This window comes from Paraburkholderia sp. Tr-20389 (assembly GCF_017104565.1).
Taxonomy (GTDB): domain Bacteria; phylum Pseudomonadota; class Gammaproteobacteria; order Burkholderiales; family Burkholderiaceae; genus Paraburkholderia.
The window spans coordinates 87414-113811 of the sequence record NZ_JAAGPD010000040.1 but is presented as its reverse complement, the minus strand read 5'-3'; the positions used below and the strand labels follow the sequence as shown (position 1 = coordinate 113811).

The window sequence follows — 26398 nt, the reverse complement described above, 5'->3', positions numbered from 1 at the left end:
GGCTAACGTGCGAGACAACCATGATATGACAAGAGATGCACAAGCATGAAGAGCAATGAGAGATCAGGACAAGGACAGTAAGCATTAATAAGATATTAGATAGAAGTGAGTGATATCTGAAGCATTAGAGTGTGGTAGATGACACTACACAATGTCAACTGTCAGAAATCTACTCTACATATTTTTTTGGAAGTGGTAAGTAATAATTATTTTTTTTATTTTTTTTTTTTTTTAATGACCCGGCCCCCACCGAGATCTACACGTATTATGACCCTCTTCCCCTACACGACGCTCTCCCGATCCCGGCCGAAGAAGAGCATCTGATCAACTGGCTGTCGAAGCGCCTCAACCGGCATCTGTCCGTGCCGTCGCTGCAGGAGTACGGCTACACGCTCGTCGGCGGACGGCTGTTGCCGGGCGAAGCGGGACCCGCCGCGCAGTTCATGTACGAGAACGCGGGCGGCGCGCGCCTCACGCTCTACGTGACGGGCATTCCCAAGGACGAGACGGCCTTCCGCCTGTTCCGCGACGGCAATCGCCGCACCTTCTACTGGATCAGCGACCACATGGGCTACGCGCTGTCGGGGCCGATCGAGGAAGCCAAGCTGCGCTCGATCGCAATCGAGGTCTGCGGCGAACTCGGCGGCCGTCCGGAGGCGTGGCAGTAGGCGTTTTCCTGGCCCGGAAACGTCGCGTAACACGACGCGTGGGTACGGCAGGAATAGAGCCACGCGTCCACGCGTTCTGTTAATGCAGGCGCGTGTTGCTCCATTCGCGACGAACCGCCGAAGCGGCACCATGCCGCCCGCGCCCTGCGAGGCGAATCGATGGCGTCTTCACGGCGACGGCACGCACAGGTGCCGCGACGCCGCACCGTCGGGCAGGACAGATCATGCGTACTTTGACCGGACTCGGCGCGACGCTGTGCGTGTGCGCCGGATGTGCCGTGGCGACTTCGCCGCCCGTCGCCGCACAGGAATACAGCGATCAGATGACATGCCGCAACGTCGTCGGTCAGGCGGAAATCGACGGCACGATGCAGCCGATCAGCGGCCTCGCGTGCCTTCAGCCGGACGGCACCTGGCAGCTCCAGCAGGGCAGCGATGGCGCCGTCGTCTATTCGATTCCCGCCTATTCTTACTATGACACGTGGTATTGGGGACCGGCCGTGGTCGTGTTCGTCGACCGGTTCCATCACGTCCATCACATGAACCATGTGCATTGGGGGCAGTCGGGCGGCATGATGGGCCACGGCACGGGCGGGATGCACACATGGGGCGGCATGAGCAGCGGGCATCGACATTGACGGGCATCCCGGCGACGCGCGGCCTGGGCGCGAGACATCTACACGCAAGCAGTCGACCATAAAGGAACGCCTTGACACGCATCCTGCCGCCGGACGTCTCTGCCGCGACCTTCGATCGCGCGCTGGCCGCCTTCGAAGCGATCGTCGGCGCCACGCAGGTCGCGGCGTCGCCGGCGAGCCTCGCGCCGTATGCCGATCCGTTCGCACCGGGCACGCTGGCTGCATCGTTCGTGCCGTCGGCCGCGCTGTTGCCCGCGAACGTCGACGAGATCCGCGCGATCCTGCGCGTGGCGAACGAGTACCGGATCCCGCTGTGGACAGTGTCGACGGGACGCAACTTCGCATACGGTGGCGCCGCGCCGCGTCTGCCGGGCTCGGTGGTGCTCGACCTGCAACGGATGAACCGCATTCTCGCCGTCGACGAGCCGCTCGCGTATGCGCTCGTCGAGCCCGGCGTCAGCTACTTCGATCTGCATCATCATCTGCGCGAGCGCGGCTACCGGCTGTGGGTCGATCCGCCTGCGGCGGGTTGGGGCAGCATCGTCGGCAACACGCTCGAACGCGGTTTCGGCACGACGGCCTACGGCGATCACGCGGCGGCGCAGTGCGGCATGGAAGTGGTGCTCGCGAACGGCGACGTCGTGCGCACGGGGATGGGCGGTATCGAGATCGGCACGTCGTGGCAGGCATTCCGGTACGGCTACGGGCCGTCGTTCGACCCGATGTTCATGCAGTCGAACTACGGCATCGTCACGAAGATGGGAGTCTGGCTGATGCCGGCGCCGAGCGCGTATCTGCTCGGGGAAATCCAGTTCCAGCACGACGACGATCTGGACGCGATCGTCGAAACCCTGAGGCCGTTGCGCCTGAACGGCACGATTGGCAACCAGGCGGTGATCGAAGGCGCGCTGCGGCGCGCGGCGGGGCTCGGGCCACGCTCGCAGTGGTATCGGGGCGCAGGCGTGATGCCCGAGAGCGCGATCGCGGCGATGGTCGACAGGCTGGACATCGGCCGCTGGAATCTGCACTACGCGCTGTACGGCGAGCGCGAAGTGATCGACGCGAAAGAGACGCTCGTGCGGCGCGCCTTCGGCCGCATCGCGGGTGCGCGCATGCAGTCGAAGATGTATGACGGCAGCGCGGAACCCGAAGCGGGCGGCGACCGCAATCTCGCCGGCATTCCGGCGATGACGGCGTTCCGGATGCTCGACTGGCGCGGCGGACGCGGTGCCCACGTGGACTTTTCGCCCGTGTGTCCGGCGACGGGCCGGGACGCAATGCGCCAGTACACGATGGCGAAGGCGCGTGCGAACGAATACGGCTTCGACTATTACGGCGGCTTCACGGCGGGCGAGCGGCATCTGCATCACATCGCCGCCGCGATCTTCGACGGCAGCGACGCGCGCCAGAGCGAGCTGGCGGGCGACCTGCTGCGCGCGTGGATGAGCGACGCGCACGGCGCAGGCTACGGCGAGTATCGCTCGCACCTCGTCTACATGGACTTCGCGGCGGCGCGCTATAACTTCAACGACGGCGCGCTGCTGCGCCTGTCGGAGACGATCAAGGATGCGCTCGATCCGTCGGGCATCCTGTCGCCGGGCAAGCAGGGCATCTGGCCGGCGGCGTTTCGCAAATGGCGCGGCTATACGTAGCGACGAACCAAGAGGCAACATGCAGCGACGCACTTTCATCGCAGCGACCGCATGGCTGTCGGCGACGGCCGCCTGGCACATGCCGTGGCTGCACCCCGACGGACTGCGCGCGCATCTCGCGCTGATCGACAGCGCGTTGCCGGAATCGGCCGCATTGTCGACACACGCCGCACGCATGCGTCTGCCCGTGATCGACCTCGGCGATACGCCGCACGCCGATATCGCCGCGCTCTGGTACGACGTGCTCGTGCCGCGCGCGGCGCGGACAGAAGGGCGCCTGACGCTGATCGGCGTCACGCGCGCCGCCGATTTCTTCGTGCTAGCGCGTCTCGCGCTGCCGCCCGCTGCACGGATGACGCACGCGCGCTGCGAGCCTCGACGCACGGCCGTCGCGTTCACGCTCACGGCCTGATCAGAAGCGGTACTCGGGGTTCTTCGGATCGAATGCCATGCCGTCGAAGGTTTTGGGCGTGATCGTGAGGAACACGATGCGCTCGAAGACCTGGCCGTCGTTGCCGTACGATTCGGCCATCCGGAAGTACGGATGCCGCAGATCGAGCCCGAGCACTTCCTTCTTCGCGTAGTACTCCGGCTGGCCGGTCGGCGTCTCGTAGGTGAAGGCGACGACGCGCACGCCGTCGACGCTTCTCACGTCGATCTGCGCCGGATGCGTGATGCCCGCGCTGGCGAACTTCCTGCCTTCGTCGAGAAACTGCTGCGCGACGAACTCGGTGCCGAGATCGCGCACCCGATGGTTCGACTGCGAGCGCGCCAGCGTGCCGTTGACCGACGTCCACAGAGGCATGATGTTGAAGAGGCCGCCCAGGTGGCCGTACATCTCGCCGGTGCGCTTCGATTCGTCGTAGATGATTTCCTGGCCCGCGTGCGGACCGTCGGGCAGCCACTTGCCGTAGATGCGCAGCGGCTCGCGCGTGAGCCGCACGAGCATGCGATCGGGCCGGCGCGGCCAGATGCCGCGAATGCGCTCCTGACGGAGCATCGTGAATTCGTAGGACGGGTAGCCGTTCGGCCCTTCCTCGATGTAGCGCGGCACCGTCAACGGATCGAGCGCTTCGAACAGCGCGACGAGTTGCGCGTCGTCCATCTGTTCGAGCGCGCCGCTTTGCGCGGCGTGGCGCAGCCATCTGACCTGCTGGTCGAGCGGCAGGCCCGCGACGTTCGACGCGACCTCACCGGCAAGCGGCGCGTGTAGCGCGGCAGGCGCCGACGCGTCGTCCTGCGCGAAGGCGACCGCCATGCTCATCAGCATGGCGCACGCGATCTGCACGGCACGCAGCCGCATCCGGCGCGAGCGCCGTTCCACAACCTTCGGGTAACGCATGCAACGCTCCCAAAAGCGCGGACGGCTTCGCTGCCGGACGACGTCGTCAGACGCGCGCGGCCGTCACGAGGTTTTGTGTTTCGCCAGCTCCTGATCGCGCAGCTCGCGCCGCAGGATCTTGCCGACGTTCGTTTGCGGAAGCTCGTCGCGGAACTCGACGACCTTCGGCACCTTGTATCCCGTCAGATTCTTGCGGCAGTGCGCGATCACCTGTTCCTCGGTGAGCGAAGGATTGCGCCGAACGACGAAGACTTTCACGCGCTCGCCCTGTGCGACATCGGGAATGCCGATCGCGGCCACTTCGCGCACGTCCGGATGCATCGCGATCACGTCTTCGATTTCGTTCGGATAGACGTTGAAACCCGAGACGAGAATCATGTCCTTCTTGCGGTCGATCAGCCGGATATAGCCGCGCGAATCCATCACGCCGATATCGCCTGTCGCGAGCCAGCCTTCGTCGTCGAGTACCTTCGCGGTTTCCTCGGGGCGGTTCCAGTAGCCCTTCATCACCTGCGGACCTTGCACGCACAGCTCGCCCGGCTCGCCGATATTCGCCCAAGTGCCGTCGTCCTTGCGAAACCGCACTTGTGTCGACGGCGCGGGCAGCCCGATCGAACCGTCGAACTCGCGCATGTGCTTGAGATCCACGGGGTTCATCGACACGATCGGCGAACATTCCGTGAGCCCGTAGCCTTCGATGATCGGCTTGCCCGTCACCTCGCGGAAACGGTCGGCGACGGCCTTCTGCATTGCCATGCCGCCTGCCATCGCGAGCTTGAGCTTCGAGAAATCGCGCTGGCGGAATTCTTCGTTGTCGAGGAACGCGTTGTAGAGCGTGTTGACGGCCGTGATCCCGGTGAACGTTTCGTGCCGCAGGATCTTCATCACCATCTTCGTGTCGCGCGGATTCGCGATCAGGATGTTGCGTCCGCCGAGCCCCATGAAGATCATCGCGTTCACGGTCAGCGAGTAGATGTGATACAGCGGCAGCGGCGTGAGCACCGTTTCGATCTCGTCGGTCAGCTGGCCTTCCGCCCAGACCTTCGCCTGCAGCAGATTCGCAACCATGTTCCGGTGCGTGAGCATCGCGCCCTTCGCGACGCCCGTCGTGCCGCCCGTGTATTGCAGGAAGGCGAGGTCGGCGGGCGCGATCGGCACGGGCGACAGCGTGCGCCTGTAGCCCGTCGCGAGCGCGTCGAGCAGCCGGACCGCTTGCGGCAGGTTGTACGCGGGCACGAGCTTCTTCACGTGCCGCAGGATGAAGTTGATCAGCTTGCCCTTGAGGTTCAGGCCGTCCTTGAGCAGATCGCCGAGCCCCGTGACGATCACGTTCTGCACGCGCGTGCCCGGCAGCGAGTTTTCGACGGTCTTCGCGAAGTTCTCGAACACGACGATGGTTTGCGCACCGCTGTCCTTCAGTTGATGCGACAGTTCGCGCACGGTGTAGAGCGGATTCACGTTGACGACGATCGCGCCCGTCTTCAACACGCCGAACAGCGCGATCGGGTACTGGAACGTGTTGGGCAGCATGATCGCGACGCGGTCGCCGGGCTTCACGCCGATGCTCTGCAGATACCCGGCGAACGCCGTCGCCTTGCGCGCCAGTTCGCCATACGTGAGGCTTTCGCCGACGCTCACATAGGCGACGCGCTCGCGAAACCGCGTCGTGCATTCGTCGAAGAACGCGACCACGGACGCGTACTGCGACGTGTCGATCTCGCGTGGCACGTCGGGTGCGTAGGACGCGTACCAGATGCCGTCGGTGTTGGGTGCGCGCTGCGGTTGTGTCTGCATCTGTGTTTGAGTTTGCGTCTGCTGCTGTGTTTGCGTTTGCGTCGCGGCGTGCGATGCAGTGGGCTCGGTCATCGTTTGTCTCCCTCTCCCAGCATTGTCGTTGTATGTGTCGTGTGCATGAATCGTGCAAAGTGCGATCTGCGATGGCGCGCGATTCTACCGTTCCAGTATCGCGACGACACCCTGGCCGCCCGCCGCGCAGATCGAAATCAGTCCGCGCGCGGTGCCTGCCGGCTTGTCGAGTTGCGCGAGCAGCTTCGCGAGCCCCGCGACGATGCGTCCGCCCGTCGCGGCAAACGGATGACCCGTCGCGAGCGATCCGCCGTTCACGTTCATCTTCGTACGGTCGATGCCGCCCAGCGCGCCTTCCAGTCCCAGTTGCGTGCGGCAGTACTCGTCGTCCTGCCAGGCCGCGAGCGTGCACAGCACCTGCGCCGCGAATGCCTCGTGAATCTCGTAGAAGTCGAAGTCCTGCAGCGTCAGCCCCGCGCGCGCCAGCATGCGCGGCACGGCGTACGCGGGCGCCATCAGCAAGCCTTCTTTTTTCTCGAAGAAATCGACGGCGGCCGTCTCGTGCCACGTCAGCCACGCGAGCACGGGCAGATTGCGCGCGGCCGCCCATTCCTCGCTTGCGAGCAGCACGGCCGATGCGCCGTCCGTCAAAGGCGTCGAGTTGCCGGCCGTCATCGTGCCCGCGTCGCGGTCGAACACGGGTTTCAGCGATGCGAGCTTGTCGAGCGTCAGATCGCTGCGCAGATTGTTGTCGCGCGACAGGCCGCGATAGGGCGTCATCAGGTCGTTGAGGAAGCCGCGCGCATACGCCTCCGTCAGCTTGCGATGGCTGTCGTACGCGAGCACGTCCTGAGCTTCGCGCGAAATCGCCCAGCGCTTGGCCATCAGTTCGCAATGCTCGCCCATCGACAGCCCCGTGCGCGGTTCGCTGTTGCGCGGCAGCAGCGGTTTGAAGAACATGCCGGGCCGCAGCTTCGCGAGCGCGCCGGCACGCTGTCCCGCCGACTTGCCGCGATTCGCTTCGAGCAGGATCTTGCGCAGTTTTTCGTTGACGCCGATGGGCGCATCCGACGTCGTATCGACGCCGCCCGCGATGCCCGCGTCGATCTGCCCGAGCGCGATCTTGTTCGCCACCAGAATGGCTGCTTCGAGGCCCGTGCCGCAGGCCTGCTGCACATCGTAGGCAGGCGTTTCCTTCGCGAGCGTGGTCGACAGCAGCGCTTCGCGCGTCAGGTTGTAGTCGCGCGAATGCTTGATGACGGCGCCCGCCGCGACTTCGCCGAGACGTTCGCCGTGCAGGTCGTAGCGGTCGATCAGTCCTTGCAGCGTGAACGTCAGCATGTCCTGGTTCGACGCCGTCGCGTACGCAGTATTCGAGCGCGCGAACGGGATGCGGTTGCCGCCCAGTATCGCGACGCGACGCACGACGGGCAGCGCTGTCGACTGTGCTTGTGACTGTGACGCATTAGGCATGGACGGGCTCCGTGTGGCGTGTTCCGTCTGTCGGACGGTTCGGGTGACGCATGCAAACGCCCACCTGCTTGAAACGGATCAGGCGGGGCATGGATTCCATTGTCGGGCTCGAGTCGTGCCGCGCGTCGCGCGCGGCGTCATTGCAGATTCCACTGGAAGCGGCCGCGCAGATGCGGTTTGCCGCCCGTCGGGTCGCGCACCTCGAACTCGCGCGATGTGGGCGAGGGCGACGCCGTCCACAGCGACGCTTCGCCAGGCAGCAGCATCGGCTGCCTGAATTCTCCCGCGAGCGTCGCGTCGGCGAGCCGCTTGGGCGGCTGCAACGCGGCGGCGGTGCGCGCAAGCGACCACATGCCGTGCGCGATCGCGCGCGGAAAGCCGAACGCTTTCGCGGAGAGCATCGTCAGATGGATCGGGTTGAAGTCGCCCGATACCTTCGCGTAGTCGCGGCCCAGTTGCGACGGCAGTTGCCAGCGCGCCGCGCGCACCAGCGTCTCGCCCGGCGTGTCCAGCGGCGCGAGGGGATCGCCGTCCGCCGGCACGCCGCGCTTCAGATAGACGCTGTCACCGTCCCACACGGCCTCGCCGCGCCGGTACACGCGTGTCTGCAGCACGAATGCCTGGCCCTTGTCGTGGCGCAGCCGCGCGCCGAATTCGACCTCGACGCGCAGCGTATCGTCGAATGAAAGCGGGCGGCGCATGTGCACGCTGTTCGCCAGATGCACGATGCCGGGCGCGGGCCACGGAAACGCCGGGTCGGTCAGCAACAGCAGGTGCAACGGAAACGCCAGCAGATGCGGAAACGTGAACGGAATACCCTGCTCGGGGAAGAAGCCGCACACACGCGCGTAGCGTTCGATCGCCACCGAATCGAGCGACACGGCGGGGCGCACGAGCCGCAGCGCGGGCAGGTCCGTCGGCCGGTTGCGCTGGAAGCCCTTGATGACGCCCGACAGCGCCCGCGCGTAGAGCTTCGCGGGCTTGGGCAGCTCCGGCAGCACGACCGTTTTCGGACGCGGCGCGCCGAACATCGGGCTGGAGTCGTAGAACGCCATGACTTCACGCTCCTATCAGGCTTTGTCCGCACACGCGCACGAGCTGGCCCGTCACACCCGCCGAGCCCGGATGCGCGAGCCATGCGACCGTCTGCGCGACGTCGGCGGGCTGGCCGCCCTGGCTCATCGAGTTCATCCGGCGGCCGGCTTCGCGCAGCGCCAGCGGCATCTTCGCGGTCATCTGTGTTTCGATGAAACCGGGCGCGACGGCGTTGATCGTGATGCGTCGTTGCGCGAGAAACGGCGCCATGCTCTGCACGCGTCCGATCACGCCCGCCTTCGAGGCCGCGTAGTTGGTCTGGCCGAGATTGCCCGCGATGCCGCTGATCGACGACACCGAGACGATGCGCCCGCCGTCGCGCAGCGTGCCTGCTTCGAGCAGCGCGTCGTCGATGCGCTCCTGCGCGGACAGATTGATGTCGATCACATCGCGCCAGGCCGCCGCGCTCATCTTCGCGATGGTCTTGTCTTTCGTGATGCCCGCGTTGTGCACGAACACGTCGACGCCGAGTTCGTCGAGGGCGGCCGCGATCTGCGCGGGCGTGTCGGGCACGGCGATGTCGAACGGGAGCGCGGTGCCGCCGATCTGACGCATCGTGGCGTCGAGGTCGTTGCCGGCGGACGGGATGTCGATGCCGGTCACGTGCGCGCCCTGTGCCGCGAGCACATTCGCAATGGCCGCGCCGATGCCGCGCGCCGCACCCGTGACGACGGCGCGCTGGCCCGCGAGCGGCCGGGTCCAGTCGAAGTCCGGCGCGGGCGAGAAGGGGGCGGTGCCGATCCGCACGGCCTGGCCCGACACGTAGGCCGAGCGCGGCGACAGGAAAAAGCGCAGCGTTGCTTCGATACCCGCTTCCGCGCCTTGCGCCACGTAGATCAGATTGGCCGCGATGCCGCGCCGCGCTTCCTTGCCGAGCGAACGCGTGACGCCTTCGAGCGCGCGTTGCGCCGTCCAGGCAAGCGGTGTCGCGCGCGATTCGGGCGGCCGGCCGAGCACGACGATCCGGCCGCATCGGTCGAGCGAGCGCAGCGCGTCGTGAAAGAACGTGTAGAGCGAGTCGAGCTGCGCGCTGCTGTCGATGCCGCTCGCGTCGAACACGAGCGCCCGCACGCGAGCCTGCGATCCGCCTGAGGGTTCGGCGGGCTCGAAGCGGCCCGTCATCAGTCCGTGCCGGTTGGCGAGCGGCACCCACAGGCCCGCGCCCGAATGGGCGACGCTGGTCATGCCGATGTGCGCGACCACATCGGCGAGGGCGTCCAGCAACTGGGGCGCGGGCCCCGCGCCGACGGCGACGATGCCGTCGAATTCGGGCGCATCGGCGCGATAGCGGCGCAGCACCTCGGGCTTCGGCAAACCGAGCGAACGCGCGACCCGCGCGCCCAGCGGCGAATTGACGAAGTTCAGGTAGGAATCGTTCATTCTTATTGGCTCCCGGCCGGACGCATGGCGTCAGTGTGCACGGAGCGCGTGACTTGCCGCAAGCTGCGTCCGCGTCCCCGTACCGGACGATGCGTTTCGCACGAATCGTGTGGCGCGGCCGAGCGCGCCGTCATGCGGCCAGGTCCATCGCCTTGTCGAGCGCTTCCTTGCGCCGCTGCAGGTCGGCGAGCAGCCCGAAATCGGCGGGGAAATCGTCGACCTTCACGACCTCCGCACCATAGCGCGCGTAGGCATCGAGCACCTTGCGCTCGTCCTCGTCGATCAGTCCGCGTTGCTGCGCCGCTTCGTTCCATTCGGCCAGATCGGCGAGGCTTTGCGGAACCGGCTCGATCCGGCCGGCCTTGACGGCTTCGCGCAGGCGCTGCTCGATCTGCGCGACGCGCGGCGACAGCTCGAAAGCCAGTTCGCCATAGCCGATCGGATCGACGTCGACGCGCGGCACGTATGAATCGGCGAGCAGGCGGTCGCGCGTGTCGCCAGGCGTCTGCATCAGCTGCGCGATCGCGCTGCCGAGCGCGTCGGACGGCGCGCGATGCGGCAAGCCGAACGGGAACGCCAGCAGGCGCACGAGGCCCGCGGCGAAGCGGTTCGGATAGTTGTGCAGCACGCCGTCGAGCGCCGTCTGCGCGCGATACAGCGCGTCTTCGACACCCCATTGCAGGAGCGGCAGGTCGCTTTCGTGACGGCCTTCGTCTTCGAAGCGCTTGAGCGTCGCGGAGATCAGATACAACTGCGACAGCACGTCGCCGAGCCGTCCCGAGATGCGCTCGCGCCGCTTCAGCTCGCCGCCGAGCACGAGCATCGACACGTCGGCGAGCAGCGCGAACACGGTCGAGACCCGCGTCGCCGCGCGGTAGTAGCGCGCAAGCGGCGCGTGCACGTGCCGTGGCGTCGCGATCAGCAGGCCACCCGTCACGCCGTGCACGAAACTGCGCGCCGCGTTCGACAGCGTGAAACTCATATGGCCGAAGAACGCGGCGTCGAACTCGCGCAGCGCTTTTGCGCGGTCGGCTTCGCGTGTCGCGGCCATTTCCTTCAGCACGTACGGATGACAGCGGATCGCGCCCTGGCCGAAGATGATCAGGCAGCGCGTGAGAATGTTCGCGCCTTCGACTGTGATCGAAATGGGCACCTGCTGGTACGCGCGTGCGAGAAAGTTCGACGGCCCCATGCAGATGCCTTTGCCCGCGACGACGTCCATGCCGTCGTCGATCACTTCGCGGTTGCGCTCGGTGATGTGGTACTTCGAGATCGCCGAAATCACCGACGGCTTCTCGCCGAGATCGACGGCCTGCGCGGACAGGCGGCGCGCGGCGTCCATCACGTACAGGTTGCCGCCCATGCGCCCGAGCGCTTCCTGCACGCCCTCGAACTTGCCGATCGCCGTGCGGAACTGCCGTCGCACCGCCGCATACGCGCCGACGCCGCGCACCGCGATCTTCGACATGCCCACGTTCGACGACGGCAGCGAAATCGCGCGGCCCGCCGCGAGGCATTCCATCAGCATGCGCCAGCCGTTGCCGACCTGCTCGCGGCCGCCGATCACCCAGTCGAGCGGTATGAACACGTCGTTGCCGGAGTTCGGCCCGTTCTGGAACACGGCGTTCAACGGCCAGTGCCGGCGGCCGATGTTCACGCCGGGATGGCGCGTCGGGATCAGCGCGCAGGTGATGCCGGGTTCGTCGTCGGCGCCGAGCAGATGGTCGGGGTCGAGCGCGCGGAAGGCGAGGCCGAGCACGGTCGCGATGGGACCGAGCGTGATGTAGCGCTTGTTCCACGTGACGCGGAAGCCGAGCGTCTCGCACCCTTCGAACGTGCCCTTGCAGACGATGCCGAGATCGGGAATCGACGCCGCGTCGGAGCCCGCATACGGACTCGTGAGCGCGAAGCAGGGGATGTCGTCACCGCGCGCGAGACGCGGCAGATAGTGGTTCTTCTGTGCCTCGGTGCCGTAATGCAGCAGCAGTTCGGCGGGGCCGAGCGAGTTCGGCACCATCACCGACACGGCGGCCGCCGAGCAGCGCGTCGCCAGCTTCATGATGACCTGCGAATGCGCATACGCGGAGAACGCCTTGCCGCCGTACTGCTTCGGAATGATCATCCCGAGAAAGCCGTTGTCCTTGACGAACTGCCACGCCTGCGGCGACAGATCCTGCCAGATGGTCGTCGTTTCCCAGTCGTTGGCGAGATCGCAGAGCGCTTCGCATTCGTTGTCGAGGAACGCCTGTTCTTCGGCCGTGAGCTTAGGCGGCCCGTAGCCGAGCAGGGTGTCCCAATGCGGACGTCCACTGAATAGCTCGGCATCCCACCAGACGGTGCCCGCTTCGATCGCGTCGCGCTCGGTCGGCGACATGTCGGGCAGGATCTTGCGGAACAGCCCGAGCATCGGTTGGCTCAGCACCGCGCGGCGCAACGGCGTGAGCGTCAGCACGAGCGCGGGAAGGATGAGCACGACGGCCAGCACGATCGATGCCGTCATGCCCGCTGCATGCGTCAGCGAGACGGCCGCGACCCACGCGGCGACGCACGCGAGCCACCACGCCGCCCGTGCCCGCACATAGACGAGCGCCCCGGCAACGACGAGCAGCGCAACGATGAACCACGTCATGGCAATCCCTCCTTTTCGATTTCGCAGGGCGAGCGCGACTCGCGGTGCACGGCCGGCTCGCGATTTCCCTTCGAGTCGTCCTGAGGCGGGACGCGCAGTGCCTGCATCGCCTTCATCGCGTCGCCGTCGTGTCCGCCGTCATCCGTCGCAGCCGGTGTGCCCGCCGCACCGAGAGGCGCGTCTAATGCGGGCTGCGGTCGTTCGTGTGCAGGACGTCGTTCGTCATCATCCGTGCGCCGCGAAGCGCGTGCCGGGCTCGGGTGTGTCGGATTGCGATTGCGCGGGCGTGGGTTCGGCGCGTGATCCGTCGGCGGCGTGTTGGGCGGCGCTCGTCGGCGGATCAGGCTGCGTTGCCTGATTTGCCTGCTGATCGGCCTGCGCCTGCCGCATGGCGTCGCACGCGATGTCGTCGCTGCCCGCATCGCCGAGCACCGATGCGAACACGGCCAACTGGCTCGCGTCGGGCAGCGGCGCCTTCAACGCGGACACGATCAGCGACGCGAGCCGCGCGATCAACTGCAGGTCGTTCATCGACTTGCCCTGCGAGAACTCGGTGATGAGGCTGTCGGTGTCGGCGCCCGCCAGCACGCCCGACAGCGCGCCGATCGCAAAGTGCAGCCGCCAGCCGAGTTCCTCGCGCGGCAGATGCGGCAGCGCGCGCTGGAATGCATCGAAAAAGCGGCCGGCGACGGACGCATAGTGCGCGCCCAGGAAGTCGCGAATGAAGGGCGAAGGATCCGTGTACGCACGGCCGAGCAGCCGCAGAAACGCCTTGCCGCCGATGCGCGTATCGCGCGACACGCGCAGCGCCGGAATGAACATCGCGCCCAGCACGTGCTCGCAGGTCAGACGCGGTCCGAGCAATGCGTCGAAGCGGTCGAGCAGCTTCAGGCGCTCCTGATTCAGCAGATCGAGGCGGCGCGACAGCATCGCGTGCATCAGCGATTCCTTGCTGCCGAAGTGATAGTTGACGGCGGCCAGATTGACCTCGGCCTTCGAGGTGATCTGCCGCAGCGACATCGCTTCATAACCGCATTCGATGAAGAGCGTCTCGGCCGCATCGAGGATGCGCGATTTCGTGTCGCCGGCGTGGCGGCCCGTCGTGCGTGTCGTCATGTCGTGTCTCTCCCTGTCGAGCCTGAGCCGCGCCTTCGTGACGGGTCTTGGGACTCCTGAAAACAGTCGATTCAAATTGGAATTTGAAACGTGCGTTCTTTTTCAGGATAAGAATGGCGCCGGGGATCGGGCAAGAGGGGAGTGTCGACACATTCCTCTAAAAAGCGCCTGACCGTCTGCCTTCGCGCAGATGGCGGGCGTGAAAAAGGCCGCTTCGAAACGGATCGGAGCGGCCTTTTTCTACTGCATGGGCGGGGCGCTGCGGCGCCCCTTGTGCCAGCGCTCAGTGAACCGTCGCCGTGACCTGTTCGGCGGATTGCGTCATGTCGATGCCGCGTCGTTCGCGGCTGAACAGGATGAACACCGCGATCACGATGGCCACGATGCCGATCACGACGGCCATCACGGTCGCGTAGTCGTTGCCGTGCGCTTCGGCGACGCCCGCCTGCAACGGCCCGTTCACCGACGCGATCAGATTGCCCAACTGGTACACGAGCCCTGGGAAGGTCGCGCGGATCTCATCGGGCGAGATCTCGTTCAGATGCACGGGAATCACGCCCCATGCGCCTTGCACCGAAATCTGCATCAGAAACGCGCCGGCGGCGAGCAGCACGGGCGTCGACGAGAACGCCCACAGCGGCAGCACGGGCAGCGCAATCAGCGCAGAGATGCAGATCGCGCGCCGGCGGCCGATCTTCTCCGACAGCGCGCCGAAGAACAGCCCGCCGACGATCGCGCCGACGTTCAGCGTGATCGTGATCCACTGCACCGCGTGCGCGTCGAAGTTGTGCTGGACGCGCAGGAAGGTCGGATACAGATCCTGCGAGCCGTGCGAGAAGAAATTGAACGCTGTCATCAGGATGATCGCGTAGACGGACAGCACCCAGTTCTGCTTGAGCGTCGCGACGAGGCCCGGGCGCGTGCGTTTTTCGAGCGTCTTGAACGCAGGCGATTCGGGCACGTGGGCGCGGATGTAGAGCACGAGCAGCGCGGGCAGCACGCCGACGAAGAACATCCCGCGCCAGCCGATGTACTGATACAGCTGGCCGAACACTAGCCCGGCGAGCAGATAGCCGCTCGGATAGCCCGCCTGCAACAGACCCGACACGAAGCCGCGCGCCTTGGGCGGCACGGTTTCCATCGTCAGCGCGCCGCCGACGCCCCATTCGCCGCCCATCGCGATGCCGAAGAGGGCGCGCAGTATCAGCAGCGTGGTGAGATTCGGCGAGAGGCCGGACAGCAGTTCGAGCAGCGAGAAGCACGCGATGTTGATCATCAGCGTGGGACGGCGGCCGAACTTGTCGGCAAGAAAGCCGAAGATGAGGGCGCCGACGGGCCGCATCATCAGGGTCAGCATGATGGCGAATGAAACGGCTTTGATATCGGTGCCGAATTCGCTCGCGATATCTTTCAGAACGAAAACCATCAGAAAGAAATCGAATGCGTCGAGCGTCCAGCCTAAATAGGCGGCGATCGTGACGTTTCTTTGTTCCCGAGTCCAGTTCATTTCAATTGTTCTCCTGTGATCCGGAGTCAGGATCACTGCCTGACTCCCGTCTCATGCGACTGGCTGCTGCTGTCTCCGATTAACCGTGCCGGCCATTCCGTTCGACGACACATGGCGCTGCACGCCGCGCCCCATAGCGGGAGGCTCGAAAGAGTGTACGCCGACGATTAAGCGGCTGCATGAAACAGCGCGCTTTATCAGTGCTAATCCTGGATAAGCGGAATCGAATGCGGAGTTAATGTCTGGTTAATGTAATCAATGTAGTATTTTTGATCGACACCGGTTTGTTATTCGTAATTATCGGGAATAACTTTTGCTGCCGTTTTTCGAATCGCCACGCCTGTATTTGCGGCCACGCACGCTCGCCGATCTCGATGATTGCATCGCGATGGATCGCGATCCCGAGGTCACGCGTTACGTCGATGGTCCGTGGCATGACGCGGATGCGCATCGGCGCTTCGTCGTCGATCGCATTACGCGTGCGTATCCGGATGGACTGGGCTACTGGTCGATCGTCGAGCGCGTTGCGCCGGCGCGCTTCGTCGGCTGGGTGCTGTTGATTCCCGAAGATGCACGCGGGCCGGAAATCGAAATTGGCTGGCGGCTCGTGCGCGATGCGTGGGGTCGAGGGATCGCAAGCGAAGCAGCGCGCATTGTCGTTGCGCATGCGTTCGGCACGGTGGGAGTGGAGTCCGTCATTGCGGGCATCGCCGAGGGAAACGGCGCGTCGCAACACGTGGCGGAGAAACTCGGGATGAAGCGGGAAGGGATGGCGAACGGCTATGTGCGGTTCCGCCTGTCACGCGACGACCTGTGTTGAAGCGCAGCAAAGGAGAAATAGAACCGGACGCCACAAACAAAAAACCCTGCAGGCGAATCGCTTTGCAGGGTGATTTGTTTGCTTAAGAGAGTGGTGCCCAGGAGAGGACTCGAACCTCCACGGTGTTGCCACCGCTAGGACCTGAACCTAGTGCGTCTACCAATTCCGCCACCTGGGCACGTCTCAAGCTAGACCGCTATTTTAGCGAGAAGATTCTGCGTGTCAATCGGTATTTCGAAAAACACTTCATCTTTTCGCCTGGTTGTTCGCGCATCAAATGACTCACGATCAACCGGTACTGCGTGACTGCAATTGCTCTCACTACAATGAAAAACCGCCCGAAGGCGGCTTTCATTTGAATCTTGGTGCCCAAGAGAGGACTCGAACCTCCACGGTGTTGCCACCGCTAGGACCTGAACCTAGTGCGTCTACCAATTCCGCCACCTGGGCAAGGTGCGTTTGAAGCAGAGACCGAGATTATAGCGGGTCGAAGAAGCGTGTCAAGCGTTTCGCGAAAACATTCTTGCGACACCCGCCACGGCCCCGAACGCGCGCCGCGCGCATCGCGCAATCGCCCGCCAGGCGGCGCGTGGCGGGCAGGACGGGTGTTAGAATCCTCCGGAGTAGCACGCATGCTGGCACGACGCATGGGCCTGTCGCACGGATGACGGGCCGTTGGTCGCACTCAACGCCGCATTACGGGCCGCGCGGTTGTCGTCAGCGAAAGAGCAGTTGCAGTCACGAGCGCAGTTGCAGTTCAAGTTCAGATAGAGCCGCGTCAACCACCCGCCGACGTCCACGCAACGAGAACAATCATCGATGGAATCAGTACCTCGGTAAAGCGCATTTGAAATCAACGGGTTAGGTTTTCTTTGTGGAGCCATGGCACCAAATTGGCACCGTGAGGAAACAATCACACCCGGAGAGACGCTTGAGAGAGATTCCTCTGACAAAAGGACTCGTCGCGCTGGTCGACGACGAGGATTTTGAATGGTTGTCACAGTTCAAATGGCACGCCGACCATGAAGGATATGCTTGCCGAAAAGCGGCGCATCCAATCAAGGTGGGAAAATCAACGACGATTTTCATGCACAGGGAATTGCTTGGTCTTGAATTCGGGGATTCGAGGAAGGGCGATCACAAGAACGGGTACCGAACAGATAATCGCCGCGAAAATATCCGCATCGCTACTGCTGGACAGAATCGGAGCAACAGTCGGTTGGCCGCCAATAATACTTCCGGATTCAAAGGGGTTTCGTGGAGCAAGGCCGACAAATGCTGGTACGCCCAAATCAGAATTGGCGGGAAAAGAAAATATCTAGGCGGATTCAAAGCGCCGGAAGAGGCGCACGCAGCGTACTGCAAGGCTGCACAGGAACTGAATGGGGAGTTTGCCAACTTCGGAGAGAAGAAGGCAGCATAGGCCGTCAGAGCGTAACGCTCCGAGGTATTCGGAGGGGATACAGTGCCGGGGCTGTTAAAGCAAAAAACAGCCTCGGCACTGTGAAACTGCGATGAGGTACGGAATTACCTGATTCAGGTATCAGGCAGCAGGCTTGATGTCCGACATGCACGCTATCTTTCCGATGCGGGCTTCATAGTTGTCCATGTCGTGGTCGCTGAACCGCCACCCACCCGGCCACTTGTTGCCGTCGATCATGGCAAACGTGCCGTGATCGTCCTTGAGCCATATGTGCTGGACCAATGGTCTAGCCTGCCAGCGTCGGTCAAACCAGGGCCACGAACACCATCCATCGGCCCCATTTACGACGCAGACCATGTTCGTCAACTGATGCGCATACGTCGCGTAATACCCGGCATCGGCAAACTTGGGCGCAGCGAACGAATGCAGAGTGCCGATCTGCGCAGAAGGGACAAACAGCGGAGCCAGGTGCGTCCTACTGGCCGCAAGGGAATGCCCGCAGATATTCAGCATGGTCCCGGCGGGGCACGTCGCAAGGGCCCATGCATATAACTCCTTGGCGCTATCGTGAGGACCGCGTGTGACGTTGGCGCCCTTGGCGACGCTGACTGGCGACAGGTCGATATCATCGACGATATCGCCGATCTGCAAATCCGATGCGCGCGTGCCGGCCAGGCTGAAATACGTCTTGCCATCCGGGCCGACAGACAGCACAGCCTGCGAGTCGTGATCCTTGAACTGGCTGATGAACGTATGCCCGAGCGCTTCGAACGCGGCCTTAGACTGCGCCGCATCCATGATGTACGCGGCCTGCGCGCGTCGAGCCGCGTCGAGAATCGGCCCGAAGTCCATTACTGCACCGCCGATGCTGCGACAGGTGCCGAGGCAGCGACTGTCGGCGCAAGGCTGATCGCGATATTGAACGCCAGCACGCCAGAATCAATCGCCGCGTCGGCCACGTTCTTCTTGTCCTGCGGCAGCGCTGATTCGTCGACGAACGACTTCACGAGCGGAAGCGTCGCATTGACGATCGTTTGCAGATCAGCTCTCGTGATCGTCGCGCCGACAGCACAGACCTTTTCGAGATCGGGTTGAACCGTCTTCGATAGCGTGTCGGCAGCGCCGCCAGTGAAAACGCCGTCAGCCTTGAGAATGGCAATTTCACCGTTTGCCGCGCCGCAAGCGATAGCGACTTGTTGCGGGAACGTGAGAGTGGGTGTCGACGGGCAGCCGGAGAGTACAACGACACAAGCGGACAGGGCTGCGCCTGCCAGCAAGGGCATGAATTTACGCATTGTGATGACCTTTAGGGAGCGAGTTTGATTGCGGCGGCAGCAGCGCTCGAGACTGCGCCAGCGACCGCGGTAGTGGCTTGCGATTGAGCGGTTATCGGGGCAGTGGCACCGACTCCGGTCTCGGAGAAGTCCAGCGTGTAGCCGTCAGCCGTCTTCTGGACGTGGACATTGACGCTCGAGATGTCCTTGCCGTTCGTGATCGAAGCGGCACAACACAGGACTTGCTTCGATGCTTCGTCGTAGAACGGACGGATGTCGTATGCGGCCTGCCCCGCACAGCCAGAGAGGGCAAGAGCCAGCAGGGCGGCGCGGATCATTCGCTCACAACCTGAGTCGGCGCGGGGCCATTTGCTGCAGGAGGCTGGGCTTTGTTCGATGCCACGGCGTGAATTGCTCCAAGCGCAGCCAAGGCGGCACCGATTGCTTCGATGAAGCCGCCTACATCGGTTTTGCCGCAGAAGGCGAATACGCCCCACACGCCCATGAGTGCCGCGTAGCACACGACCTTGAGATAGATATTCATGGTTACTCCAATAAAAAACCCCGCCGAAGCGGGGTTTGTTTAAGTGCGTTTATACCTGGGAGGCCTAGCTGGTTGGGAAAATGCTCGGTCAATTGGCCAGTTTCTCTTCAGGCGCTTTTCAATGATATTTTCATTGAGCCCGAGTTTTCTCGACCATTGTGCTAACGTCATAGACTCCCCTTGGTATTCGATCACGCGGTTGTTGCGGCGGTTGTTGCGCTGCGTCTCGTCGTCCGCCCACCGGCAATTACCGGGCTCGTAGTTACCATTGACATCCTCGCGATCCAGAGAAAGTCCATCCGGGCACTTCCCCATGTCTTCGAAGAATGCTTCAAAAGAAGTCATCCAACGCTCGCATACCCGAATTCCTCGGCCGCCATATTGCTCCCACCGCTGAGATGTGGGACGAGTGCACCGGGACTTCATGCTTATCCAGATGTCATACTCCCGCGAGTGAGCTCCGCGTTTGGCGTGACCATGCGTCTGATTGAATATCGCCGGAGCGAACTTTAGGCACCCACATGATTTCGTATTCCCGGTCTTGATGTCCCTAAGTGGAACGTCTTTGATAGTTCCGCAGTCGCATTGCACCGTCACCCGACGCGGCCTTCCGGGGATATACTCTGGCTCACCGACGATGGTGAGAAGGTTGAATTTTTCGCCAATGGGCGTAGGATTGCGATCAGCCATCGTTCATGCTCCTTACATGGATGGGGGTTAGAGGGCCGGCCCAGTGTTGACGCACTGACCGGCTCTCGCTATTTTACGCCTATTTAATCCGGATAACGAATTATTTCAATATGCGGACGTGGAAGGCCACTGGCACATCTGCCTTCACGCGCCGACGACAGAAGAACGCCAGCAGCCAGCGCATCACTGCACCGTCACGGAAACGGTCTGCGGAACGTCGACCATGACCGGAGCGGCGATGGTGAATTCAGCCGATACAGCAGCAGCGCCGAGCGGATTGCCATTCGCGTCGACAGCCTGAGCCGATGCCGTGTAAGTGCCAGGTGCGACATCGGAGAACGAAGCGGAGTAGGGCGCGGCAGAAATATGCTGAGGCGCGACGGATGCGCCGACGAGCGTGATAACGATGCCGGCTGCAGCGGTGCCAGCGGGGAAGGCCTGTTGTTGCGTTGCTACGGTGACAATGACGTTTGCCATGAAAACTCCAGAGGTGTTATCCCGTGATGGTCTTGGCTAGCTGTCCGAGAGCGGACGCTGCTTTATCTTTTGGCTCCAATGTGTGGCGTCCTCGCGAACGTCGACGTTGAAGCTCTTGTACGAGCCGAGATGTCCGAAGGCGAGATGGCAATTGATGCCGCCTTTCTTCGCTTCGCAGAGCGTGATGAGATTAGATGGATCGAGTTCGAGATCGGGATGCAGATGGAAAGGACGCACGTGATGCACCTCGAGGCCTTCCGAGCCGCCGCAAAGTTCGCAAACTGGGTGTAGTGCCAGGTGCTGCTTGCGGACGGTCGGCCAATGGCCCGAGCGAGCGTGCGTTACCGGATGCTTGCCTTGCGCAGCATCGACGAGGTGTTTGATGAGGGGCATTTCCGTAAACGAAAAAACCGCCCGAAGGCGGCTGAGTTCTAAGTGGGGATGCGTCAGACCGGCAGGAACGTCGCTGCGAGAGTTGCGATTGCCGCAGCGCCCTGGCCGTTCAGACCGCCTGGATGGATGCCATCTGACGTCCAGCCGTTGACGCTGCCGGTTGTCTTCCAGAGCCCAGAATCACGTACGGTTTCGACTGCATCGCCCATTTCAAAATAGCCTTTGAGCGGATGCATAGCCTGTCCTGCGACGACAGCGCCTGACGTGCCCACGGCAACGCCAACGCCATTCACCATCGGCGCGCCGGCGCGAATCCATGCGTTGAGTTGCGAGCGCGTCCCGCCCGGCTCGAAACCGGCGATCGGCGTCTGACCGCCCGGAGAACTCCAGCCATCGGTTGACGACGTGCGCGGCAGCAGCGTGCCTTGATAGACATCTGCGCCAGTGCCCGCCATCGCCCACCAGGACGCGATCAGATTGGCCTGCATCTGAACGAACGTCTGCGCGCGCGAGAAAATGTCGTTCGTGCCGTAGTTCGTGCAGATCACATCGGCGAATTTGTATCCACCACGACGCAAACCGTGATGCGGGATAAAGCCCGTCGTTGCGAGTTCGCCGCCGACGCCAAGGTTGACGTAGCTATGCGTAGTCGATTGACCACCGCCGAGCATCCGGATAGCCCAGCCTCCGTCTTGACCATCGCCAGTGCCGCGCGTGATGGAATCGCCGAGGAACGCAAACGACTTCACCGGCAGCAACGGAACGCCGATGATCGCAGTCGGCGAAGGCATATACGCGTTGGGCTGCGGATACGTGAACGATGCGTTATTCGATTGATTGCCCGTCGCGCCCGTGTCTTCGATATAGCCGCAACCGGTATCAGCCGCGTACATTGCATACGGGAACACGCCACCCGCAGGACACGTAATGAACAGGCGAAGGTTCGCAGATGCGCCAGGAGGCACAACGAGATTCGTCGCAGCGTCGCTGGTCACTTGCGCCGCGACAGCGATAGTTACCGACGTCGCGCCAGCCCACGTGATCTGCGTGAAGGTGCCAGCCGGATATTCCCAATAGCCCGAATACGTGATCGTGTTCGTGCCTGGCGCGGTTTCGCTGCCCCACGCATTCGACAGAACAACCTGCAGATCGGTCGCACCAGCAGGAATGGTCACGCCAATTTTGATGTTGCCTTGGGTCGGACCTTGAGCCTGACCGCTCGGTGCATCGAAGTAACAGCGCTGACCTGTGATACGTCGCGTGTCGCCGCGCGGCCCTTGAAGTCCTTGTGGGCCAGTCGCGCCTGTAGCGCCCGGAGCCCCATTCGTTCCATTGGTGCCGTTCGTGCCGGGCGCACCTTGCGGACCGGGAACGCCCTGTGCGCCCGGAGCCCCTTGCGGACCAGGCGTATTGACTACGACTACAGTCATAGAGTCCTCAGAAAGGATGTGTTACGCCGAGCTTCAGAACAACCTGGCCCGACAGGAAGGAGGTGATTTGTCCGCCCGGAAACTTCACGAGCAGATCGAAGACGCCAAATGTAGAAGTCGTCGGATCAAGCGTGGGTGAAAGCGGCATGCCGGCCTGGGGCTGAAACGTCGCAGTCTGGGTCGCTGGGATATTCCATGAAATCGTCGCAGTGGTTGCGTCGATTTGAAGCGAGTTCTCAGCGGTGGATAGGTCAAGGAGAACCGTCTGACTCTGAGACGTCGGCCGAACCTGCATATGCGCCTGACAGCCGGCGAGATTCAGCAGCGTTCCGTCGTCGTTCTTGAGCGTGATTTCCTTGTACCAGTCCGATCCGCCGTCTATCTGGAAAACGACTGTGTCGGCCATATGCATCCAGAAATGAAAAAGCCCGCTCGAGGCGGGCATAGCTGTTATTCGGGTAAACCGGCTTTATCCGTTTTGCGGCTGAATTCCCAGTGCGCGTTTCGCGGCGGAATACAGAGCAAGACGCTCCGAATACCCATTCAACCCACCGTTTATAGCGCGCGTGATGCCTTCGAACTTGCCAGCATCAGCCAGCTTGTTTAGATCGCGCGAGTCCCAATACCAGCCCGCAGCGAGCGCTGCATTGCACGGTTGTTCGAGCAATTCCGGGTGATCGGTGAGAGGTAATGCAATCGCCTTACCGCATGCGGCGTAGTTGTCTTTGAATGTCACTTGCAGCAAGCCGCGGCCACGAAATCTGAAACCGTCACCACTCGCCTCATTTCCATTGCCATAACGGTTCGCATAGACGCGATTCGCGATGCGTTGCGGCTGGCGTTCGTACTGCGCGGCTTCGACTGCGTTGAAGTACTTCGGGAACGTGGTGAGTAGGCCGGTCGCGCTGTAGTTCAGGTTCTCGGAGAGGGCAGTGAGGCGTGCGGATTCGACGCCACATTGCGCGAGGAAGGCAGCCACACGAAGCGGGGTATTGATGAAGTACTTGTCGCAGGTGGCTTGAAGCGGGCTGACCCACTGCGCCGAGCGCAGAAGCGTCGCACCGCAACCGGCAGCGACGATCTGCGCTGTCAGGTTCATAGCAAGACCTTCAGTAGCTTGTATCCGGATTCGAGCCAGTCAGGCATGTGGCCGTGGCTGGAGTAGTAGACCAGTGCGTAGATGAACGTCGCAGGCAGGCCAACCGGCACGACAACCTGTTTCAACAGAAACCGCCACGCCGCGGCGAGTCGACAGAAAAACCGCACCGTCGCGATGCCGTCTTTCCATGCCTCGCGCATGAATGCGGTGTCGGCAGCGATGCTCTTTGTGAGCGTTGTGTTTTCCTGAATCGCTGCATCCTGGGCGTTGAGTCGATCGACGACGTGCTTTCTGAAGTCGTCATCGGGCATGGAGATCATGTCTTGTTCCAAAAGTAGCCCCGGAGAAATGAAAAAACCGCCCGTAGGCGGTTGGTAGTGGTCGTAAAAAAGCCGCCTCTTTGGGCGGCTTCGTTATTCGTTTGCTGGTTTGATCGCGGCGATTTTTGAGGCTAGGTAGTACAGCGCTCTCAACTGGCCCTGTGCATCCGTGATGTCGCCCGCCTGCATTGCAGCGCCAACGGCGGCCAGCATATGCAAAACATTCAATAACTGGTGCTCATCATCGATTAGGGGCATCGCCTCACGACAGAGCAGATGCAGATCGCGCCCCATTGCACGAACAGCATCGTCACGCTCGTTGTCGTTTCGAGCCACCTCAGCAATCGTGTCCCGTAACCCTTTCAGGATGGCATTGATTTCGATTTGCCGATCGGAGTCTTCGCCGCCATCGAAGGATGCGCCGAGCCGGTAGACCATCTCCGTGTTCAAGGAGTGCCCGCGCTCTGACGCCGCGTCCGTAAGCTTCTGGTGAAGCTCGCGCGGTAGTCGGAGCGCCGTTTTCGTGTAGTCGTCTTGCTTTGCCATGGCGGCATTGTACCGCCTGCCTTCAAAAAAATGGCAAAAACTGCTTGCCTCAGATTTGATGGCACCCTATACTCACAACCACTGCCTCAGATTTGAGGGCAGAAGGAGCACCGATGAAGAACGAAGCAAAGATTCAAATGCGCATGCCTGGCGATCTCCGCGATTGGTTCAAAGAGTATTCGCAGCAGCGCAACAGGTCGATGAACGGCCAGTTGATTGAGCTGATAAAGGAAAAGCAGGCTGAAGAAAAAGGAAAGGCCCCGAGCGCTTGATCTTGGACGGATCACTCGGAGCCTTGACGTCGAAACCCAACTAAGGAAACAACGTGACGAATCTTATCATCCCTTTCAACTTCGAATCATTCGCCATCAGAATCCAAAAGGATGAGAGCGGCGAGCCGTGGTTTTGCGCCAACGACGTTTGCGCAGCGTTGGCGTATTCAAACGCTCGCGACGCAATCGCAAAACATGTCCATGAAGATGACGTCGCAAAACGCGACATCATCGACGCAATGGGCCGCGCTCAAGCCAGCAACCACATCAACGAGTCGGGTCTCTATGCGCTGATACTCGGAAGCACGAAGGACGAAGCGAGAAGATTTAAACGCTGGGTGACTAGCGAGGTTTTGCCAGCCATCCGTAAGACGGGCTCCTATTCCACGCCGAAGGCTGGCGAACTTCACGATGCAGTGAGGCTCTTTCAGCCGTTCTTCGAGATCGCGGTGCTGATTGGCTGTGACCGACAAGCTGCAGCGATCAGCGCGAACCAGGCGGTGCAAACCGTTTCGGGAGCGAACGTGCTTCAGCTAATGGGTCGCACGCACATTGAGGCGTCGAATCAGGAATCGCTCTACTTCACGCCGACCGAACTGGGCAGAAGATGCGGCACGTCGGCGCGGAATATGAATCTGTTGCTGTCTGAAGCTGGATTGCAGACGAAACCTGGCGACAAGTGGGAGCCGACAGAAGCAGGCAGAAGATTTTCACGGATCTTCGATACCGGCAAGAAGCACGGAAGCGGCGCGCCGGTCCCGCAAGTGAAGTGGTCGGCGGATGTGCTTGAAGCGCTCACGCCACCCAAGAAGGCGGCATGAAACTCAGAAGAAGGCGAATTTAGCAGGTGCGCTCACGATCGGCGGCAACCGATGTGGGTGCGGTGGCCCAGAGATCCAATAGCGACGAAGGAAGACCGAATCATGTTTAAGATTGCCACGATATTCTCATGTGCGATTTGCGCCATGATTCTTTCTGCATGCGGAGGGGGTGGCGGCTCAACCGCACAACCCCAAGCTGCTTCTGTCCAACCGGCTTCTACGGTTCCCGCCACTCCCAATGTGGTGACGATATCGGCGCAAGGCGATTCGACGATGGCTGGCTATGAAACTGTTAATGGCGTTGGCACCGTAACAGCGAACAGCGCACCAGCCATGCTGCAAGCACAATTGCGCGCGACGCTTGGCAATGACAGCATCACGGTCCAAAATAATGCGCTATCAGGCACGAACACGTATCAACTTTTGAATGGCCTGTCGCCTTACATCCGTACGCTCGCAGCCTTCCTGCCAATCGACAGCCAAGCGCAAATCTGGATCTGCAACTTCGCCATCAACGATGCGCGAAGCTACACGACGGATCAGTATGGGCAATATCTGACGCAATGGGTGGCTACGGTGCGCGCTGCTGGTCGAATCGCGATTCTGGAAGAGCCAAATCCGACGACGGATTCGTCTGTGCCAGATCTTCGGCCATACGTTGCGATGATGGACTATGTTGCAACGCAGATGAACGTACCCATCGTTCAGCAGTATAGTTATATCCAGTCGCTCCCGCTTTGGCAAACGATGCTTACTGATGGCATTCATCCGAACGACGCGCTATACGCGATAAAAGCGCAACGGGAGGCGGAAGTCTTAACCCCGATTGTGAGGTCGCTTCAATGAGATGGAATTCGGCTATCGAACAGCCGACCGCATTCAAGGTGTATGCCGTTATCTCAAACGGCGAGCTTCAACTCGCTGAGTTCAAGGAATTCTCGCGCGGCATCCGGGCGCCCCACTGGGGTGCGCCCGGCGTTACG

At 62.4% G+C, this 26398-nt stretch carries 28 protein-coding genes, 2 tRNA genes and 1 pseudogene; 9 read left to right on the top strand and 22 right to left on the bottom strand.

Features of this window, described 5'->3' with window-relative positions:
• Nucleotides 1-305: 305 nt before the first annotated feature.
• From G3N95_RS30405 to G3N95_RS30390, 4 genes and pseudogenes are all read left to right on the top strand, one after another.
• Nucleotides 306-668: pseudogene (locus G3N95_RS30405) on the top strand (anti-sigma factor); the annotation flags it as partial.
• Between the two features lie 224 nt (nt 669-892).
• Nucleotides 893-1306, top strand: coding sequence for a hypothetical protein (locus G3N95_RS30400; protein WP_205973802.1), 414 nt, complete (start codon nt 893-895; stop codon nt 1304-1306).
• Between the two features lie 71 nt (nt 1307-1377).
• Nucleotides 1378-2958: an FAD-binding oxidoreductase gene (locus tag G3N95_RS30395; protein ID WP_205973801.1), complete on the top strand. Its 1581-nt coding sequence runs from the start codon at nt 1378-1380 to the stop codon at nt 2956-2958.
• A gap of 19 nt (nt 2959-2977) precedes the next feature.
• Nucleotides 2978-3370 carry a hypothetical protein gene (locus G3N95_RS30390; RefSeq protein ID WP_205973800.1) on the top strand — a complete coding sequence of 131 codons (393 nt, stop codon included), beginning with the start codon at nt 2978-2980 and terminating at the stop codon, nt 3368-3370.
• Here G3N95_RS30390 and G3N95_RS30385 read toward each other — a convergent pair whose 3' ends face one another.
• The 8 genes from G3N95_RS30385 to G3N95_RS30350 form a co-directional block, all read right to left on the bottom strand.
• A complete protein-coding gene (locus G3N95_RS30385) occupies nt 3371-4300 on the bottom strand; it encodes a DUF1571 domain-containing protein (protein ID WP_205973799.1) in 930 nt (309 codons plus the stop codon). It abuts the gene before it with no gap.
• A gap of 63 nt (nt 4301-4363) precedes the next feature.
• Nucleotides 4364-6166, bottom strand: a complete 1803-nt coding sequence (locus G3N95_RS30380; protein WP_241019035.1) for an AMP-binding protein — start codon at nt 6164-6166, stop codon at nt 4364-4366.
• An 84-nt stretch (nt 6167-6250) separates the two neighbouring features.
• Complete coding sequence (locus tag G3N95_RS30375; RefSeq protein ID WP_205973798.1) at nt 6251-7579, bottom strand: acetyl-CoA C-acetyltransferase; 1329 nt, start codon at nt 7577-7579, stop codon at nt 6251-6253.
• Between the two features lie 137 nt (nt 7580-7716).
• Nucleotides 7717-8634: a MaoC/PaaZ C-terminal domain-containing protein gene (locus G3N95_RS30370; protein ID WP_205973797.1), complete on the bottom strand. Its 918-nt coding sequence runs from the start codon at nt 8632-8634 to the stop codon at nt 7717-7719.
• A gap of 4 nt (nt 8635-8638) precedes the next feature.
• Nucleotides 8639-10054 carry a 3-oxoacyl-ACP reductase gene (locus tag G3N95_RS30365; RefSeq protein ID WP_205973796.1) on the bottom strand — a complete coding sequence of 472 codons (1416 nt, stop codon included), beginning with the start codon at nt 10052-10054 and terminating at the stop codon, nt 8639-8641.
• Between the two features lie 130 nt (nt 10055-10184).
• Entirely contained in the window at nt 10185-12683 is a 2499-nt protein-coding gene (locus tag G3N95_RS30360; RefSeq protein ID WP_205973795.1) for an acyl-CoA dehydrogenase, read from the bottom strand.
• A 225-nt stretch (nt 12684-12908) separates the two neighbouring features.
• Complete coding sequence (locus G3N95_RS30355; protein ID WP_205973794.1) at nt 12909-13799, bottom strand: TetR/AcrR family transcriptional regulator; 891 nt, start codon at nt 13797-13799, stop codon at nt 12909-12911.
• Between the two features lie 283 nt (nt 13800-14082).
• Complete coding sequence (locus G3N95_RS30350) at nt 14083-15306, bottom strand: MFS transporter (protein WP_205973793.1); 1224 nt, start codon at nt 15304-15306, stop codon at nt 14083-14085.
• Between the two features lie 313 nt (nt 15307-15619).
• On the opposite strand from G3N95_RS30350, the gene G3N95_RS30345 reads away from it, so the two are divergent.
• Nucleotides 15620-16126 (top strand): GNAT family N-acetyltransferase, encoded by a 507-nt coding sequence (locus tag G3N95_RS30345; RefSeq protein WP_205973792.1) that lies wholly within the window; start codon nt 15620-15622, stop codon nt 16124-16126.
• Between the two features lie 91 nt (nt 16127-16217).
• Here the strand turns inward: G3N95_RS30345 and G3N95_RS30340 are convergent.
• Both G3N95_RS30340 and G3N95_RS30335 read right to left on the bottom strand, forming a co-directional pair.
• Nucleotides 16218-16304 (bottom strand) — tRNA-Leu (locus G3N95_RS30340).
• Between the two features lie 185 nt (nt 16305-16489).
• Nucleotides 16490-16576, bottom strand: a tRNA-Leu gene (locus G3N95_RS30335).
• A gap of 481 nt (nt 16577-17057) precedes the next feature.
• Here G3N95_RS30335 and G3N95_RS30330 point away from each other — a divergent pair.
• The gene (locus tag G3N95_RS30330; RefSeq protein WP_205973791.1) at nt 17058-17549 is read left to right on the top strand and encodes an AP2 domain-containing protein; all 492 of its coding nucleotides are present in this window, start codon (nt 17058-17060) and stop codon (nt 17547-17549) included.
• A gap of 120 nt (nt 17550-17669) precedes the next feature.
• On the opposite strand, the gene G3N95_RS30325 is transcribed toward G3N95_RS30330, so the two are convergent.
• The 12 genes from G3N95_RS30325 to G3N95_RS30270 form a co-directional block, all read right to left on the bottom strand.
• Nucleotides 17670-18401: a hypothetical protein gene (locus tag G3N95_RS30325; protein ID WP_205973790.1), complete on the bottom strand. Its 732-nt coding sequence runs from the start codon at nt 18399-18401 to the stop codon at nt 17670-17672.
• On the bottom strand, nt 18401-18844 hold the full coding sequence (locus tag G3N95_RS30320) for a hypothetical protein (protein WP_205973789.1): 444 nt from the start codon (nt 18842-18844) through the stop codon (nt 18401-18403). Before G3N95_RS30320 ends, G3N95_RS30325 begins: the two co-directional genes overlap by 1 nt.
• An 11-nt stretch (nt 18845-18855) precedes the next feature.
• Nucleotides 18856-19161, bottom strand: a complete 306-nt coding sequence (locus tag G3N95_RS30315) for a hypothetical protein (protein ID WP_205973788.1) — start codon at nt 19159-19161, stop codon at nt 18856-18858.
• Nucleotides 19158-19367 (bottom strand): hypothetical protein, encoded by a 210-nt coding sequence (locus tag G3N95_RS30310; RefSeq protein WP_205973787.1) that lies wholly within the window; start codon nt 19365-19367, stop codon nt 19158-19160. The genes G3N95_RS30315 and G3N95_RS30310 overlap by 4 nt, the downstream gene beginning before the upstream one ends.
• A 39-nt stretch (nt 19368-19406) precedes the next feature.
• Nucleotides 19407-20057, bottom strand: coding sequence for a hypothetical protein (locus tag G3N95_RS30305; protein ID WP_205973786.1), 651 nt, complete (start codon nt 20055-20057; stop codon nt 19407-19409).
• A 183-nt stretch (nt 20058-20240) separates the two neighbouring features.
• Nucleotides 20241-20534, bottom strand: a complete 294-nt coding sequence (locus tag G3N95_RS30300; RefSeq protein ID WP_205973785.1) for a hypothetical protein — start codon at nt 20532-20534, stop codon at nt 20241-20243.
• Between the two features lie 36 nt (nt 20535-20570).
• Entirely contained in the window at nt 20571-20927 is a 357-nt protein-coding gene (locus tag G3N95_RS30295; RefSeq protein WP_205973784.1) for an HNH endonuclease, read from the bottom strand.
• 53 nt (nt 20928-20980) lie between these two features.
• Nucleotides 20981-22357: an SGNH/GDSL hydrolase family protein gene (locus G3N95_RS30290; RefSeq protein ID WP_205973783.1), complete on the bottom strand. Its 1377-nt coding sequence runs from the start codon at nt 22355-22357 to the stop codon at nt 20981-20983.
• A gap of 7 nt (nt 22358-22364) precedes the next feature.
• Nucleotides 22365-22763, bottom strand: a complete 399-nt coding sequence (locus G3N95_RS30285; RefSeq protein WP_205973782.1) for a hypothetical protein — start codon at nt 22761-22763, stop codon at nt 22365-22367.
• A 63-nt stretch (nt 22764-22826) separates the two neighbouring features.
• The gene (locus G3N95_RS30280; RefSeq protein ID WP_205973781.1) at nt 22827-23456 is read right to left on the bottom strand and encodes a glycoside hydrolase family 19 protein; all 630 of its coding nucleotides are present in this window, start codon (nt 23454-23456) and stop codon (nt 22827-22829) included.
• Nucleotides 23453-23776, bottom strand: coding sequence for a hypothetical protein (locus tag G3N95_RS30275; protein ID WP_205973780.1), 324 nt, complete (start codon nt 23774-23776; stop codon nt 23453-23455). The genes G3N95_RS30280 and G3N95_RS30275 overlap by 4 nt, the downstream gene beginning before the upstream one ends.
• 93 nt (nt 23777-23869) lie before the next feature.
• A complete protein-coding gene (locus G3N95_RS30270; protein WP_205973779.1) occupies nt 23870-24322 on the bottom strand; it encodes an Arc family DNA-binding protein in 453 nt (150 codons plus the stop codon).
• Between the two features lie 113 nt (nt 24323-24435).
• Between G3N95_RS30270 and G3N95_RS30265 the strand changes: the two genes are divergently transcribed.
• From G3N95_RS30265 to G3N95_RS30250, 3 genes are all read left to right on the top strand, one after another.
• Complete coding sequence (locus G3N95_RS30265) at nt 24436-24594, top strand: Arc family DNA-binding protein (RefSeq protein WP_205973778.1); 159 nt, start codon at nt 24436-24438, stop codon at nt 24592-24594.
• A 53-nt stretch (nt 24595-24647) separates the two neighbouring features.
• A complete protein-coding gene (locus tag G3N95_RS30260) occupies nt 24648-25415 on the top strand; it encodes a Bro-N domain-containing protein (protein WP_205973777.1) in 768 nt (255 codons plus the stop codon).
• 102 nt (nt 25416-25517) lie between these two features.
• On the top strand, nt 25518-26261 hold the full coding sequence (locus G3N95_RS30250; RefSeq protein ID WP_241019034.1) for an SGNH/GDSL hydrolase family protein: 744 nt from the start codon (nt 25518-25520) through the stop codon (nt 26259-26261).
• Nucleotides 26262-26398 lie beyond the last annotated feature (137 nt).